This window comes from Hydrogenophaga palleronii (genome assembly GCF_031457455.1).
Taxonomy (GTDB): Bacteria; Pseudomonadota; Gammaproteobacteria; order Burkholderiales; family Burkholderiaceae_C; genus Hydrogenophaga; species Hydrogenophaga palleronii_A.
This window is the reverse complement of the sequence record NZ_JAVDWU010000001.1, coordinates 586,058-601,847: the sequence shown is the minus strand read 5'-3', so window position 1 is coordinate 601,847 and position 15,790 is coordinate 586,058. Positions and strand designations below refer to the sequence as shown.

The following is a 15,790-nucleotide window of genomic DNA, read 5'->3' as shown; positions in this document are numbered from 1 at the left end:
TTCGGCGCGAAATGATGCCTCTTCAGGCGGTGCCATGCCGCTTGCGCCAACCTTCAAGGAACCTGGCCACCCGCCCGATCGCTTCACGCAAATCGTCCTCGTGAGGAAGGAACACGATGCGGAAATGCTGGTTGTCCGGGTAATTGAAACCCGAGCCCTGTACCAGCATCACACGGGTTTCCTGCAAGAGCTCCAGGAACATCTGCTGATCGTCTTCCACCGGGTAGACCTTGGGGTCCAACTTGGGGAACATGTAGAGTGCCGCCGACGGTTTGACGCAGGTCACGCCGGGAATGGCGGTGATCAGCTCATAAGCCAGGTCACGTTGCCGGCGCAATCGGCCGCCCTCACAGACCAGGTCATTGATGCTCTGGTAGCCCCCAAGTGCCGTTTGAATCGCCCACTGCCCCGGCACATTGGCACACAGGCGCATGTTCGAGAGCATGTTCAGGCCCTCGATGTAGTCCTTGGCTGGTTTCTTGTCGCCCGAGACAATCATCCAGCCGGCGCGATAGCCACAGGAGCGGTAGCTCTTGGACAGCGAATTGAAGGTCAGGGTGAGCACGTCGTCCGACAGGCTGGCAATCGCCGTGTGCCTGGCGCCGTCGTACAGCACCTTGTCGTAGACCTCGTCGGCAAAAATCACCAGCCCGTGCTCGCGGGCAATCTCGACAATGGCGCGGAGCAGCTCGTCCGAGTAGAGCGCACCGGTTGGATTGTTCGGGTTGATGACCACAATGCCTTTGGTGGCCGGCGTGATCTTGCGGCGAATGTCGTCCAGATCGGGCATCCAGCCATTGGCTTCTTCGCACATGTAATGCACCGGCGTGCCGCCGGAGAGGCTTACCGCTGCCGTCCACAGGGGGTAGTCCGGTGCGGGCAGCAGCAACTCGTCACCATCGTCGAGCAGGGCATTGGTCGCCATGACGATCAGCTCGCTCGCGCCGTTACCCAGATAAATATCGTCGAGCGTGACGCCCTTGATGCCCTGCTTCTGGGTTTCGTGCATGACCGCCTTGCGCGCCGCGAAAATGCCTTTGCTGTCGGAATAGCCCGCCGAATTCGGCAGGTTGCGGATCATGTCCTGCTGGATTTCTTCCGGGGCATCAAAGCCGAACACCGCGAGATTGCCGATGTTGAGCCGGATGATCTTGTGCCCCTCTTCTTCCATCTGGCGCGCGGCGTCCATGATGGGACCCCGGATGTCGTAACAAACGTTGGCCAGCTTGGCGGATTTCTGGATGGTCTTCAAAGTCCCTCCCGCATGGGGCAGTGAGAATGTCTGCAACAGTTTGGGGGCGGACCCGGACCGCTATATTCAAGCCTGCTGCGCTTGGGAAAACCTGTAATTTGAACACAGTTCGGCACCGTATTCGGTGCATGAAGCCTGCCGACACACCGCCCTGTGCCTTGGGAATTTTTGATGAAACTCCACGCCGACAAACCCGATGCCAACACCGTCACCGCTTACGGCGACGGCTGGATCGCCGTGAATGGCGAGCGCTTGAGCCGGAGCGTGGTACTGGCCTCCAGTGGCGAGCGCATCGACTGGCGCTGCAGCGCGCACGACGAACTGGACGCCGGGCACTTCGCGTCGCTGCTGAAATTGATGGACTCGCCGCCCGAACTGGTCATTTTTGGCAGTGGAAAACGCCTGCGCTTCGTGCGCCCCGCCCTGCTGCAAAGCCTGATCAACCGGGGCATCGGGGTCGAGACCATGGATACCCAGGCCGCCTGCCGCACCTTCAACATCCTGGCAGGCGAAGGTCGCAGAGTGCTCGCGGCCTTGCTGATTGAAGGCAGTGACACGGGAGACTTGGTCTCCGGGGATGAATGACAGGCGTCAAACGATGGCCGCGGCAGGGGTGACCGGACGCGACAGCCGCGACTTGTCAGTTCAGAGTAAAATAGCCGATTGTTTCCTGCCATGACTCCGTTTGCCAACCGGCAAAAGCAAGATCATGAAGCAGCTGGGAAGCCAACGAATCACCACCAACTTATGTCAGGGGCTCACGCAGTATGGCAGTCGTTGTCAACAAACCCATTCCCGAATTTGAAGCGCTGGCCACAGGCGGCCTCAAGGTCAGCAATCAAACGCACCTGGGTCAGACCATCGTGCTCTATTTTTATCCAAAGGACAATACGCCCGGGTGCACGACCGAGGCCATGCAGTTTCGCGACAAGTACAAGGACTTCGTGAAAGCGGGGGCGCAGGTGTTTGGCGTCTCGCGCGACAACATGAAGTCCCACGACGACTTCAAGACCAAACTCGAACTGCCGTTTGAGCTGATTGCAGACACCGAAGAGAAAATGTGCCACATGTTCGGCGTGGTCAAGAACAAGATCATGTACGGCAAGAAGGTCAAAGGCATTGAGCGCAGCACTTTCCTCGTGGGTCCCGACGGTGTGCTCAAGCAGGAATGGCGTGGCCTGAAGGTCCCTGGCCATGTGGAAGACGTTCTCAAAGCCGTCAAGGCACTCAAAAAAGCCGCCTGACGACCCGCGTTCCGTGTGGTTGCCGGGGGCTAGGGTACGGTCACATGACTCGTGCATAATGATTTCATGACGTTAGGAAGTCCTTCCGCATCGCCTTCTTGCCCATCCTCAAGCAGCTCTGAAAGCCGCCCGGTTAGCCCGGCGGCTTTTTGTTTTCTGGCGTCTCGCTGAACACCACCCCATTCCATGCCACTGCCACCCGCCCCCACCAAACGCGCCGCCCTTCTCTCACCCGAGTCCTACAGCCTCAAAGCAGCCGAAGATCTTTTTGAAGTGGTGCTCGATGCCATTCCTGCGGCAGCCCCGACTTCTTCCGAGGTATCCCATAAAACGGAAGCCGCCAGGGGCTCTGAGCCCCGCCGGGACAGCAGATCCAGGTCGCGAAAGGGCGAACAAGCGCCGGAACGCGACCAAGCCCGTTCAAAACGCGGTGCAATGCCTGCGGTGGTGCCATCCATGGCGCCCATGCCTGTCGAAGGCAAGAGTCAGAAGCCTGCCGACGCACGCCCCCCGGTGCCGGCACCCGTTGTCTCGCCCGTCGCCAGCAACCGTCGTACGGGTCGCAACAAAGCCACCATCAACGGTATCAGCCGTCTCTTTGTGCTCGACACGAACGTGCTGCTGCACGATCCGATCAGTCTTTTCCAGTTTGAAGAACACGACATCTTTCTTCCGATGATCGTGCTGGAAGAGCTGGATGGCCACAAGAAGGGCATGACGGAAGTTGCCCGAAACGGTCGACAAACCAGCCGCACCCTGGACGCGTTGGTGGCCCAGCAGGGCGCTGACCTCACCAAGGGACTCAAGCTGTCTGCCACAGGCCACCAGTCCGCCCGAGGCTCGCTGTTTTTCCAGACAGAGCCATTGGACAGCGAGTTGCCGTCCAGCCTGCCTCAAGGCAAGGCGGACAATCAGATCCTGGGCGTGGTGCATGCGCTGCGGGACAAGTTTCCCCAGCGGGAAGTGATTCTGGTTTCCAAGGACATCAATATGCGGGTCAAGGCCCGCGCCCTGGGCCTGGCGGCTGAAGACTATCAAAACGACAAGACCCTGGAAGATGGCGATCTGCTGTATGCCGGCGCGCTGGCGCTTCCTCAGGATTTCTGGACCCGCCAGAGCAAAACCATCGAGAGCTGGCAAAGCGGCAGCCACACCTTCTACCGTGTGAGCGGACCGGCGGTGGGGCAGTTTTACATCAACCAGTTTGTGTACTTCGAGGCGCCCGGCGAGCCATCGCTCTACGCCCGCGTGACCGAAATCCGCGACAAGACGGCGGTCTTGAAGACGCTCAAGGACTTCACCCACCTGAAGAACGCGGTGTGGGGCGTCACCAGCCGAAACCGCGAGCAGAACTTCGCGCTCAACTTGCTGATGGATCCGGAGATCGACTTCGTCACGCTCGCGGGTACGGCAGGTACCGGTAAGACGCTGATGGCCCTGGCCAGCGGCCTGACCCAGGTGCTGGACGACCGCCGCTACACCGAAATCATCATGACCCGCGCCACCGTCAGCGTGGGCGAAGACATTGGTTTCCTGCCTGGCACAGAAGAAGAAAAAATGGGCCCCTGGATGGGCGCGCTGGACGACAACCTGGAGTTTCTTGCCAAGGGCGATGGCGGCAATGCCGGCGAATGGGGCCGCGCCGCCACCAATGAGCTCATCCGCAGCCGCATCAAGGTCAAGAGCATGAATTTCATGCGAGGCCGCACGTTCATGAACAAGTACGTGATCATCGACGAAGCGCAAAACCTCACACCCAAGCAGATGAAGACGCTGATCACCCGCGCCGGCCCGGGCACCAAGATCATCTGCATGGGCAACCTGGCCCAGATCGACACCCCCTATCTCACGGAAGGCTCATCAGGCCTGACCTATGCCGTGGACCGTTTCAAGGGCTGGCCGCATGGGGGGCACATCACCTTGGCGCGCGGCGAGCGTTCAAGGCTTGCCGATTTCGCCAGCGAGATACTCTGAGTGTCATGAGGGCCGGCGCCAGCATTTTGATGAAGGGCCATTGGCGCTCTCTCACCCCTGAACGCTGGCTCTGCGCAGCGCCTACCGGGGCAGGCTGAGGACGGTTCGCCCTGCCATGTTCACGCGCGCCCAAATGAGCGCCCCTTACAAGAACGACGCGGTGGTCGCACCGTGCCCGAGAAACGAAAAAGCCCTGGTCTTGCGACCAGGGCTTCACGTTTTTGGTAGGACGTGGCAGGCTCGAACTGCCGACCAACGGATTAAAAGTCCGCTGCTCTACCAACTGAGCTAACGTCCCATCAAAACAAACCTTGTTCCCCGCACCGTCCGGGGGATGGTGGGGCGTGAGTGACTCGAACACTCGACCTACGGATTAAGAGTCCGCTGCTCTACCAACTGAGCTAACGCCCCAAGGGTTTTGCCGCGAACATGAAGACGAACGGAAAATCTCTTTTCGTCTATTGACTACTGCGCCAAGCCTCAAATTATAGCGTCATTGTGAACGCTTTTTCAACCGCCACAGATTTTCGTGCAGCCCTGGTCAACGCATTCATTGCCCAGCCCGCCGCGCACATACCGAAAGTCGCTGTCACACTCACCGACGAGCCATAACCGTGACAGTTCAACGAACCATCCACTGCCGAGATACCACACGACGCATCTGGTGGAGCCACAGCTTCCCGGCTGCACACACAAGCAACGCCCATTCGACCCGTGCGAGCACCTTCATGATAGCGACGCAGCCCGTACCGGAGCTTGGCCAGCAGCGGATCGTGCGTGACTTCGGCAAGATCGACCACCTCCACCCACTGTGATTCGCGCTTGCCGCCCGCTGCTCCCACAGTCACGAAAGGCACGTTGTGCGCGAGCGCCCATGCGGCCATGACCGTCTTGGCCCTCACCTGATCGCAGGCATCTATCAGTGCAAAAGACTCTAAGGGCCGCTGACCATCCAGACTCGCCCCCTCATACAACAGGGCTGGCCAGTTCTCCGGTGTCACGAAATCATCGATGACGTTGATCTTGCACCCAGGGTGAAAGTGGTTGATGCGTTCACGCATGGCCTGTACCTTGGCTTGCCCCAGCGAAGGCTCCATGGCATGAATCTGCCGATTGAAGTTTGACTCGGACACATGGTCCATGTCGATAAGCGTGAGTTCGCGCACGCCACTGCGGGCCAGGGCCTCGACTGCCCATGAGCCCACTCCCCCGATACCCACCACCGCCACATGTGCGTCAAAAATGCGTTGTGCACCGTCAACGCCATAGAGCCTGCGCAGTCCTCCGAAACGCCGCTCAAAAGTCTCCTTGGCCAAGTCGCTCATTCCCGGTCCAGCAGCCACATCTGAAAACGGAACCCCCCAACCGCCCCCAGCACGATCCCGGAGACAGCGATCATGCTGGACAGGCTCAGCGTGGAGAGCCCTGACATGCCCTGCCCCACCGTACAACCCAAGGCCGTCACACCACCCACACCCATGCACGCGGCGCCCACCAGGTGCAAGGTCGTGTCTTGCGTGCCGTGAAAACCCTCCCACCGAAAGCTGCGCTCGATGAGTGAACACAGCAACGCCCCTACCAGCACGCCCGCCACGGTGACCACGCCAAATGTGAGCACCTTGGAGGAGTCGCTGTAGAAGATGATCCAATCCAATGTGTAGGCCATGGGCGCTGTGAAGGTGAGCGACTCCATGCGCCGTGAGTTGCTGGCCAGATATATCGACTCAAGCGTCTCAGGGTGTTCGGGGACAAAGCCCAGGTAACCACTGACCCACCACATGGCCACGATGACCGCTCCCAGACCCAGCCCCGCGAGCAGGTTGTTGCCCGTGCGGAAATCGGTCCCCGCAAGCGCCCAGATGATCAAGCCCCCACCGATCACCAGCGCAGCCGAGATGCCAGCGACAGCGGGATTCAGGCCAAGCCCACTGGACAGCCAGAACGGCACTGCGCCACCCGCAGCCAGATCGAACACAACCTGATCAACCGTGCTGTCACGCCACACAGCCACCACGCCCCGCAGGGTCGCGAAGGCCGCAAACCCCATCACAAAGAACACCACGAGGGACTTGAGGCTCCCCGCACCAATGCGCACCAGCGTTTTGCTGCCACAGCCTGAAGCGAGCACCATGCCAAACCCGAACAGCGCGCCGCCGGACAACGCCGACAACCAGAGCACCCGACCCGAGGTGTAGATGGTCTGCGTGGGGTCAATCCAGCCCAGTGCTGCCATGCCGTAGAACCCGATCATGGCCACACCGACCGCCATGCCCCACATGCGCATGCGGGTCCAGTCGCCCATGTTCACGATGTCGCTGATGGCACCCATCGTGCAGAAATGCGTGCGCTGGGCAATGAAGCCAAATGCAGCTGCGACAGCAAACGCTGCCCAGAGAACCCATGTGTACAGCTGATTGAGCTCGTCGATTTCCATGGGCGCCATTGTAGGAGCAGGCCCAGGAGGGCCCGCTACGGCGGCCATTTACCACCACTTGCCCAACAAGTGTCGTGGACTAACGCAGGCGCGAGAGGCGTTCGCGCGCCACGGAGGCGGCTTCAGATCCGGGATGGATTTTCACGAGATCTTCGAGAGTACGACGCGCAGCCTTGCTGTCTTTCATCTCCACCTGACTGTTGGCGAGTGCCAGCATGCCTTCAGGCACGCGCTGATGACCAGGAAACTGTGAAATCAGACGCCGATGACTTTCGATGGCCTCTTTGTAGGCCCGGTTCGCGTACTGGGCATTGCCCAGCCAATACAGGACCGATGGGGTGTAGCCGCTCTCTGGATAGCGCTGAAGAAAGCTGGCGTAGGCAGAGGCTGCCGCAGGAAATTCCGAACGCCGCAGCACGGCCATGGCAGCCTCATAGTCGCGCTGCTCGGCCGGTGCCGCAGTGAAATCGCGACCATCCAGCGAGATCGTCGAGGGCTCCACCTGCTTCAGGCGCTCTTCGAGACCCGACTGCACGTCTTTCTGTTTGCGCTGCAGCTCCGACACCTCCCGCGCCAACTGCTCATTCTGACCCCGCAAATGGGCAACTTCAGATCGGAGCTGTTCAATCTGATTGGCCAGATCGAGCAGGCTTCGTTGACCTGTGTTGCCCTGCGAGCGCGCTTCTTCGGCCAATTTGGCCTGACGGGCCTCACTGGCTTCGAACCGCTGACGCAACTCGATGATGGCCCTGCGAGCTTCGTCGTCACCAAGAAAGGCTTGCGCCTGCAAGGGGGCAAGCATCGACGCCATCGCAATCCCGCTGGCAATCAGTTGGAACGAAAAGCGCTTCATCGAATGGGTCATGCTGATCAACGGTAGGTGATTTCAACCCGACGATTTTGGGCGAACGCGCTCTCATCAAAGCCATAGACAGCCGGCTTTTCTTCTCCGAAGCTCACGGCCTCCATCTGCGATTCACTCACGCCCAGCAATTGCATGGCTCGGCGAACCGCCTCTGCACGTTTCTGTCCAAGGGCCAGGTTGTACTCCCGCCCCCCACGTTCGTCGGTGTGGCCTTCCAGCGCAACCTTGCGGCTGGGGTTGGCCTTCAGGAAAGCTGCATTGGCTTCAAGTGCACCTGCAAACTCTTGACGCACTTCAAAGCTGTCGTAGTCAAAATAAATCACCCGGGCCATGTTGGCTGGCTGTTGTGAGTCCACCCCTGGCACCTGAACGCCCGAAACGCCACTGGGGTCCACGCCGCTGCCGGTACCGCCTTGCGTGCCAGTGCCCCCTGCAGCGGCGCCACGGTCTTCGACCGGTGCCTCATCGAGTTTGACGCTTGAGCCGCATGCGGCAAGTGAGAACGCCAGCACCACCGCAAAAAAGCCGCTCAGGATCGAACGATGTGAACGAGGCGTGGCAGTTGCAGAGAGCTTGGTCAGGTTAAGCATGAAGGATTCCCTTTCAGATTGGATAGAAATTCGAGCGGATGGATGAAAATGCCGCAAACAACACGAGGGCGTCAGCGAGCAAACGGCCCCCATTGAGGCTCTCGAATGTCGCCCCGAGCACCCGCCAGCCGTGTTTTGATGCGACCGTCGACCGTGGTGGTCATGAGCGCCTCCTGGCCATTTTCGCGGGTGGCGTAAATGATGAGACGGCTGTTGGGAGAAAAGCTCGGGCTCTCGTCACCGCTAGTGCTGGTGAGTGCCGTGGCATTGCCACTGGCCAACTCCATCACGTGCAGACGGAAGGCCCCTCCCACACGCGAAATGTAGGCCAGCCAACGACCATCCGGGCTGGGAGAGGGAGAAATGTTGTAGTTGCCAGTGAAGGTCAGTCGCTGTGGGTTCCCGCCTTGTGCGCCCATGCGATAGATCTGGGGCGATCCGCCACGATCACTCACAAAGAACAACGAGCTTCCGTCTGCGGAGAAAACGGGCTCGGTGTCGATGCTGCCCGACTGGGTCAACCTGCGAGGCTCACTGCCGTTGGCGCTCATCACATAAATCTGGGCATTGCCTGAAATGGACAATGTGGCAGCCAATTGGCTGCCATCGGGAGACCACGAAGGCGCACTGTTCGAGCCCCGAAAATTGGCCAACAGCCGGCGCCGTCCCGTGGCCACGTCGTGTGTGTAGATCACCGGCTTGCGGGATTCGAATGACACATAAGCCAATTGACTGCCACCAGGGGCCCAACTGGGCGAAATGATGGGCTCAGGACTGGTCAGGGCCGCGCGTGCGTTCTCGCCATCGGCGTCTGCCACCCAGAGGATATGTTGGCTGCCTGCCTTGGAAACGTACGCGATTCGGGTGGCGAACACGCCCTTCTCTCCCGTCAGCGCCTCATACACGTAATCCGCAATACGATGCGCCGCCAGTCGCAGGTCCTGTGTTGTCACCGGGTAGCTGAGACCACCCAGATCCCGTGCCTTGACCACATCCCAAAGCCTGAAACGGACATCGTGCCGACCATCTGCGAGGCGCGTCACGCTGCCCGTGAGCAAGGCGTCCGTGGTTCGAGCCCGCCAGGGAGCGAGATCGGGCCGTGACGTTTCGTCCAATTGGCCGGGCAATGGGTCCACGAAACGAAACTGACCGCTGCGCTCCAGATCGGCACGAACAATGGCCGCCATGTCCTGACCGACCTGTGCATTTCCCCGAAAGCCAGCAGCAGAGAACGGAATCTGGGTCATGCCCACACCCGTCACTTCGACGCGAAACTGCGCCAAGGCGTTTGACAGAGGCAAAGCACCGGCGGGGAGTAAAACAGCCTGAGAAAGCAAACGTCGCCGTGATAGCGGCCAATGGTCTCGATTCAAATCCTGCGTTCCTTATATCTGAATGGTTGCTTTGGCCGAAAAACTCAAATTGAGTTCCCTCGCAAACCTCCAGCGGATAATACCGGATCGATCCCCTGCACCCGTGACAAGATGTGCTCGAATGGCGATGTCGCTCCCTGGCACGCCTTACGATCTTGCATCCCGGCATTCATTCCCGCCTCACCTCTTTTCAGGCCGCTACGGACTTGACCGAATCACCTCACCCAAAACCTCTACCGCAGAGGTCGATTGCCCAACGGCTGTTACGTTTCTGGCCGTATTTTCAGTCGGCAAAAGCCGGTATCGTGCTGGCGGCCATCTGTTCGGTGGTGGGCGCACTCACCGAGCCGCTCATTCCTGCACTGCTCAAGACACTGCTGGATCGGGGATTCGCAGAGGGGAACATTGCCCTCTGGATGGTGCCCGTGGCCCTGATGGGTCTGTTTGGTATCCGAGGTCTGGCAGGGTTCCTTGCGCAGTACGCGTTGTCTCACACGGCCAGTCTCGGGCTTCTGAATCTGCGGCGCGCCATGTTCGCCAAGCTCAATGTCGCGCGGATGGAGCTGTTCTCGCAGCAAAGTGCAAGCAAATTGTCCAACACACTGGTGTACGAGGTACAGACCGGATCGACGATGTTGGTCAATGCACTGCTCAGTCTCGCCAAAGACAGCCTGACGATGATGGCACTCATGGGCTATCTCATGTACCTGAACTGGAAGCTCACCTTGATCGTGCTGCTGATCTTTCCAGGGCTGGTGATGATCATGCGGGTGCTGTCCCGTCGACTGTATCGACTGACCCGCTCCAGCCAGCAAGCCACGGACGAACTGGCTTACGTCGTCGAAGAAAACGCACTGGCGCACCGTGTGGTGCGTCTGCACGGCGCACAGGGCAGTCAGACCGCACGCTTCAATGCCTTGAGCACAGCCTTGAGGCGTCTGGCATTGAAGTCCACCATTGCGCAGGCTGCGATGACCCCGTTGACGCAATTGCTGGCGTCGGCAGCGCTCTCGGCCGTGATTGCGGTTGCCTTGTGGCAAAGCAGCAGCAGCGGCGTGACGGTTGGCAATTTTGTGGCGTTCGTGACCGCCATGTTGATGCTGGTGGCTCCCATTCGCCACCTGGCCGAAATTGCAGGACCCATCACCCGAGGCCTGGCAGCATTGGAGCGAGGACTCGACCTCATCGAAAGCACGCCCGATCAAGTGGGCGGCGGCCATGCGGTTGACCATGCGCAAGGCAGTCTCTCGCTGCGCAATGTCTGGGTGCGCTACCCGTCGCGAGCCGCGACCGACGGCGAGGCGCACGCGGGACGCGCTGCGCTGAAGGGCATCAACCTGACCATTGCGCCCGGTGAAGTCCTGGCCCTGGTCGGGCCATCGGGCTCTGGAAAATCCACCCTGGTGAATCTGTTGCCACGTTTTGTGGATGCAACTGAGGGTGAAATCTGTCTCGATGAGGTGCCGCTGGGTGAATGGGACCTGCGCTCCCTGCGGCGGCAATTTGCCCTGGTCAGCCAGGACGTGGTGATGCTCAATGACACGCTGGCCGCCAATGTGGCCCTGGGTGACGACCCCGGCTCACTCGATGAGGCCAGCGTGTTGAGCGCCCTGACTTCGGCCAACTTGCTCGACCTGATTCATCAGTTGCCGCAAGGCATTCACAGCAAGGTCGGGCACAACGCAGCCGAGCTGTCTGGTGGACAACGCCAGCGTCTGGCCATTGCCCGGGCCATCTACAAGAACGCGCCTGTTCTGATTCTGGATGAAGCCACCTCGGCGCTGGACAACGAATCCGAGCGTCTGGTTCAGGAGGCACTGTCCCGCCTCATGAAGGGACGAACCACGCTGGTGGTCGCGCACCGTCTGTCCACGATTGAGCACGCCGACCGCGTTGTGGTGCTGGCTGACGGACAGATCAGCGAGCAGGGTTCACATGCCGAACTGATTGCCGCGGACGGGCTCTACGCGCGCCTGCACGCCCAGGGATTCAAGACAACAGAAGACGGCTCCGAGCAGACAAGCCAAAGTGCAGCTTGACGGCAGCGACCACACCGCCCGGATCTCAGAAAGCCCAGACTGCGCATGCCACAGCTGCGCGGCTCTCTGGCGCATGAAAGAGCAAGGGCATCGATGACACCCTGGTGGGGCGGCCAGGCAAAAAAAGGGCTCCGCAGGAGCCCTTTTTTGCTTCACAGAACAGACAGGATGGATCGTCAGAAGCTGTACTGAAGGCCGACACCGAAGTAGTCGATGTTGCCCCAGCGTGGATTGCTGCTGGGGCTCATGCGGGGATAGTGGTCCGCGTCGAAGCGCAACGAGAGATTGTCATTGAGCAGGTAGGCCGCACCGAAGCCAATCAGACCGCGGGTCTTGGACTCATCGCCACCCGTGAAACTGTCATGGGTGACACGGGCAGCACCAAGCTTGCCGAACAGGCGCAGCTTCTCGGTGACGTTGCCGCCGAGCGTCAGGCGGGCTCCAAGCGCCTTCAGCGCGATACCGGCCGTGTCCACACCGTTCGCCAACGGGTACTCATGGCTCTTGCCGCCCTGGTAGAAGACTTCCGCGCCCAGCAGGTCATTGAACTGCAGACCGGCGCCGATCTGGCCACCCATCTGCCGATCGGTGGCACCAACGCTGTTCGTTGGCACGGGTGCGTGGTAGATCGTGCTGTCGTTGACCATACCCAGCGTGCCGAACACATAGGGAGTCATCCCCTTCGCTGCAGGTGCAGGTGCTGCAACCACTGGTGCGGGAGCGGGCGCCAGCGCCGGAGCGGGCGCAGCGACCGCAGGAGCGGGGGCGGGTGCTGGTGCAGCGGCCACAGGCGCCGGCGCCGGTGCGGCGACTGCAACCGGTCGGGGTTGCACATCCGAGAATCGGTTGTCGCATTGCCCCATGCTGGCCCGCACAGGTGCGCCATCCTTGTTGAGGTAAAGGTTGACCGGCATCGTGGGGCTGAAAGGCACGTATTTGCCCTGCAGAGTCTTCGACACGCCATTGCGCCCGTCCTTGCGGCCCACACCCAGGTCGCAGGCCCCCTGTGCATACTGAGGTCCGAGGTCGGCAAGCTGCGCCGTGCGCACACTGACCTCACCCTGGCGGCGCTGCGGACGCATTCTGGTGGTGGGCTGATAGAAACGCGCCGTGCCCGATTGCACTGCCATGTCGCATTCGGCAGCGGTGTCATAGCCCACGTTGCCGTTGGCGTCTGTGACCATGCCTGCATGCACGCTCAGCGACAACGTGGCCGCACCCAAGGCAGAGAGAACGAAAGTGGCGTTTTTGTAGTTCATAAGGTCTTGGTGAATGAAGGTGTTGAAAAGGCACAAGAGGAGATTCGCCTCCCGGAGATTTCAGCAGAAAGGCTGCGCGCCAAGGAGTGCGAGGAATTTCCATTATCGACATCCAGTGGGACGCGACGTGCAGGTTTCCGGCACCGATCCCCTGTAGGCAACAGTGCTCACATTCAGAAACAGCAACTGTGATACGCGTGTCTGCCGTTTGGCGATTCGGAAAGCACTGCCTGAACTCAGAGCAACACGATGTCGTACTGCTCCTGGGTCATTGAGCCTTCACTTTGCAAGGAAATGGGTTTCCCAATGAAGTCCGAAAGACCGGCCAGGTGCTGACTCTCCTCGTCCAGAAAGAGCTCTATCACCTGTGGTGAGGCCACCACCCGAAACTCACGGGGATTGAAAGCGCGGGCCTCACGAAGAATTTCCCGCAGGATGTCGTAACAAATGCTTCGAGCCGTTTTGACCGTTCCTTTTCCACTACAGGCCGCACAGGATTCACTCATCACGTGGGCCAACGACTCGCGCGTGCGCTTGCGCGTCATCTCAACCAGACCCAGTTGTGAGAAGCCGCCGATCATGGTCTTGACTCTGTCGCGCGCGAGTTGTTTACGAAACTCGGTGAGCACAGCTTCCTTGTGGTCTTCTCGAACCATGTCGATGAAATCCACGATCACGATGCCGCCCAGGTTACGCAACCGCAGCTGTCGGGCAATGGTTTGCGCGGCCTCCAGATTGGTGCGAAACACCGTGTCGTCAAAATTGCGGGCCCCGACAAAGCCACCCGTGTTCACATCGACGGTCGTGAGCGCCTCGGTCTGGTCGATGACCAGATACCCACCCGACTTCAGCTCCACACGTCGGCTGAGTGCGCGAACGATGTCTTCATCGATGTTGAACAGATCGAAGATGGGCCGCTCTCCGCTGTAGTGCTGCAGCTTGTTCACCGTGTCGGGCATGAACTCACTGGCAAAAGTCTGCAGCAAACCAAACTGCTCTTTGGAATCGATGCGGATGGACTGTGTGTCAACGCTGACCAGGTCACGCAGCACGCGCTGCATCAGGCTCAGGTCTTCATGCAGCAAGGATGCCGGTGGCTGCCTGGTCGATGCTTCCTTGATGCGCAACCAGGTCTTGCGCAGGTACGCAATATCCTCGCCAAGTTCGTCATCGCTGGCGTCTTCGGCATTGGTCCGCAGGATGAAACCACCGGACTGCCCGCCCTCACCCACCGCTGTGAGACGCAACAGTCGCTGGCGCAATGCGTCGCGCTGGGCTGGTGGGATTTTTTGTGATACGCCAATGTGGCTGTCCTGCGGCAAAAAAACCAGGAGGCGCCCGGCGATGCTGATTTGGGCCGTGAGCCGGGCGCCCTTGGTACCCATGGGGTCCTTGAGCACCTGCACCATCAGCGCCTGTCCTTCAAAGATCTGGCGCTCGATCGGCAAGACGGGGTTGGGTGTCAGCACTTTGGCAGCTTGCCCGTTGCCCAAAACTGCGGGCTGCGCGGGTTGCTCCGGCGAGCTGTTTGTAGGCACGGCAGTCGCCTGACTGCGTTCCCTTGGCACCGCATGCTTCGCTGCGATGTTGGGCATGAGATCTGCCACGTGCAGGAAGGCCGCCCGGTCCAGACCGATATCGATGAATGCCGACTGCATGCCCGGCAACACCCGGGACACCTTGCCCAGATAGATGTTGCCCACCAGCCCACGCTCAAGCGTTCGTTCCAGGTGCACCTCCTGCACGGCGCCCTGCTCGACCACCGCGACCCTGGTCTCCTGCGGCGCCCAATTGATCAAGATGTCCTGGCTCATGGGGTCACTCGAATTCTTTTCATATCAGTTGCTCCACCGCGCAGCGCGCGACCCGCGACGCATGAAACGGTCCCATCCAGGGGCACCGCCGGGCCGGCTTTGCCGGACGGCCAGTGCCGCCTCCCTCCCGCCGAAGGCGAGAGAGGGGGGTGACGCGAAGCGGCGCGGGGGGTGTCTCATCTCAGCCGAGCGCCAGCGGCATTCAACACTTGCGCTGTCTCGTGCGCAGGCAGCCCCATGATGCCTGAATAGCTGCCGCTGATGTGGCTCGTCCACAATGCGGCATGCCCCTGGATGGCATAAGCCCCCGCCTTTCCCATGGGTTCGCCGCTTTCCACATAGCGACGAATCTGGCTCGGGGTCAGCGGTGCAAATTCCACCCACGAGGTCGACAAGGCCGACCAGACCTTGTCCCCACGCAAAGAGGGCCGACCAACAGCCACCGCCGTCAGCACACGGTGACGACGCCCAGACAAATCGGCCAGCATGCGCATCGCATCCGCCTTGCCCTCTGGCTTGCCCAGAATGCGGGCGCCCAACGCCACCGTGGTGTCAGCGCAGAGCACTGGCGCCGGCTTCAATTTGCGGTGTCTGATGCGCGCCAGCGCGGCTTGAAGCTTCAGACCAGTGACACGCTGCACGTAAGCCGCAGGCTTTTCACCCGCTTTCACAACCTCCAGGGCTTCGACGTCCTCGTCCGCCTCGGGCAACAAGAGCTTGCAGTGCACCCCCCATTGCTCCAACAGCTGCAAGCGCCGAGGGCTCTGAGAGGCCAGGTAGATGAAATCGGTCATAGGTTGCGTTAAAAGACGTTACCGCGCCAGCCAGCGACCCGCCCAGCGCGAAGCGTGGGGGGGTACAAGAACTGCCACGATAGAGCATGGGGGCAACGAGATCCGGCGCCGCCGCCCCAAGCCGTATCAGCCCCCTCGGGGGCAGCGACCCG

The 15,790-nt window shown here is 60.5% G+C and carries 13 protein-coding genes and 2 tRNA genes; 4 read left to right on the top strand and 11 right to left on the bottom strand.

Annotation, left to right across the window (positions count from 1 at the left end; translation table 11 throughout):
• Nucleotides 1-22: 22 nt before the first annotated feature.
• On the bottom strand, nt 23-1,252 hold the full coding sequence (locus J2W49_RS02825; RefSeq protein WP_310311393.1) for a pyridoxal phosphate-dependent aminotransferase: 1,230 nt from the start codon (nt 1,250-1,252) through the stop codon (nt 23-25).
• Nucleotides 1,253-1,423: 171 nt separating this feature from the next.
• Here J2W49_RS02825 and J2W49_RS02820 point away from each other — a divergent pair, with 171 nt between their 5' ends.
• From J2W49_RS02820 to J2W49_RS02810, 3 genes are all read left to right on the top strand, one after another.
• Nucleotides 1,424-1,837: an Mth938-like domain-containing protein gene (locus J2W49_RS02820; protein WP_310311390.1), complete on the top strand. Its 414-nt coding sequence runs from the start codon at nt 1,424-1,426 to the stop codon at nt 1,835-1,837.
• A gap of 182 nt (nt 1,838-2,019) precedes the next feature.
• The gene (locus tag J2W49_RS02815; protein WP_310311388.1) at nt 2,020-2,496 is read left to right on the top strand and encodes a peroxiredoxin; all 477 of its coding nucleotides are present in this window, start codon (nt 2,020-2,022) and stop codon (nt 2,494-2,496) included.
• Between the two features lie 186 nt (nt 2,497-2,682).
• Nucleotides 2,683-4,470 carry a PhoH family protein gene (locus J2W49_RS02810; RefSeq protein WP_310311385.1) on the top strand — a complete coding sequence of 596 codons (1,788 nt, stop codon included), beginning with the start codon at nt 2,683-2,685 and terminating at the stop codon, nt 4,468-4,470.
• 222 nt (nt 4,471-4,692) lie between these two features.
• On the opposite strand, the gene J2W49_RS02805 is transcribed toward J2W49_RS02810, so the two are convergent.
• The 7 genes from J2W49_RS02805 to tolB all read right to left on the bottom strand — a co-directional run bounded on the left by J2W49_RS02805 (nt 4,693) and on the right by tolB (nt 9,732).
• Nucleotides 4,693-4,768 (bottom strand) — tRNA-Lys (locus tag J2W49_RS02805).
• Nucleotides 4,769-4,805: 37 nt separating this feature from the next.
• Nucleotides 4,806-4,881 (bottom strand) — tRNA-Lys (locus tag J2W49_RS02800).
• A gap of 74 nt (nt 4,882-4,955) precedes the next feature.
• Nucleotides 4,956-5,795, bottom strand: a complete 840-nt coding sequence (locus J2W49_RS02795; protein ID WP_310311383.1) for a tRNA threonylcarbamoyladenosine dehydratase — start codon at nt 5,793-5,795, stop codon at nt 4,956-4,958.
• Nucleotides 5,792-6,904: a YeeE/YedE family protein gene (locus tag J2W49_RS02790; RefSeq protein WP_310311381.1), complete on the bottom strand. Its 1,113-nt coding sequence runs from the start codon at nt 6,902-6,904 to the stop codon at nt 5,792-5,794. Before J2W49_RS02790 ends, J2W49_RS02795 begins: the two co-directional genes overlap by 4 nt.
• A 79-nt stretch (nt 6,905-6,983) precedes the next feature.
• Complete coding sequence (gene ybgF, locus J2W49_RS02785; RefSeq protein WP_310311380.1) at nt 6,984-7,769, bottom strand: tol-pal system protein YbgF; 786 nt, start codon at nt 7,767-7,769, stop codon at nt 6,984-6,986.
• Between the two features lie 5 nt (nt 7,770-7,774).
• Nucleotides 7,775-8,359: a peptidoglycan-associated lipoprotein Pal gene (gene pal, locus J2W49_RS02780; protein ID WP_310311378.1), complete on the bottom strand. Its 585-nt coding sequence runs from the start codon at nt 8,357-8,359 to the stop codon at nt 7,775-7,777.
• 71 nt (nt 8,360-8,430) lie between these two features.
• Nucleotides 8,431-9,732: a Tol-Pal system beta propeller repeat protein TolB gene (gene tolB / locus J2W49_RS02775; RefSeq protein ID WP_405000972.1), complete on the bottom strand. Its 1,302-nt coding sequence runs from the start codon at nt 9,730-9,732 to the stop codon at nt 8,431-8,433.
• 206 nt (nt 9,733-9,938) lie between these two features.
• On the opposite strand from tolB, the gene msbA reads away from it, so the two are divergent.
• Entirely contained in the window at nt 9,939-11,771 is a 1,833-nt protein-coding gene (msbA, locus tag J2W49_RS02770; protein ID WP_405000971.1) for a lipid A export permease/ATP-binding protein MsbA, read from the top strand.
• 176 nt (nt 11,772-11,947) lie between these two features.
• Here the strand turns inward: msbA and J2W49_RS02765 are convergent, their stop codons facing one another.
• The 3 genes from J2W49_RS02765 to J2W49_RS02755 form a co-directional block, all read right to left on the bottom strand.
• Nucleotides 11,948-13,030, bottom strand: a complete 1,083-nt coding sequence (locus tag J2W49_RS02765; protein ID WP_310311374.1) for an outer membrane beta-barrel protein — start codon at nt 13,028-13,030, stop codon at nt 11,948-11,950.
• 236 nt (nt 13,031-13,266) lie between these two features.
• Nucleotides 13,267-14,844, bottom strand: a complete 1,578-nt coding sequence (locus J2W49_RS02760) for an Rne/Rng family ribonuclease (protein WP_310311373.1) — start codon at nt 14,842-14,844, stop codon at nt 13,267-13,269.
• A 176-nt stretch (nt 14,845-15,020) separates the two neighbouring features.
• Entirely contained in the window at nt 15,021-15,638 is a 618-nt protein-coding gene (locus J2W49_RS02755; RefSeq protein ID WP_310311371.1) for a Maf family protein, read from the bottom strand.
• Between the last annotated feature and the right edge of the window lie 152 nt (nt 15,639-15,790).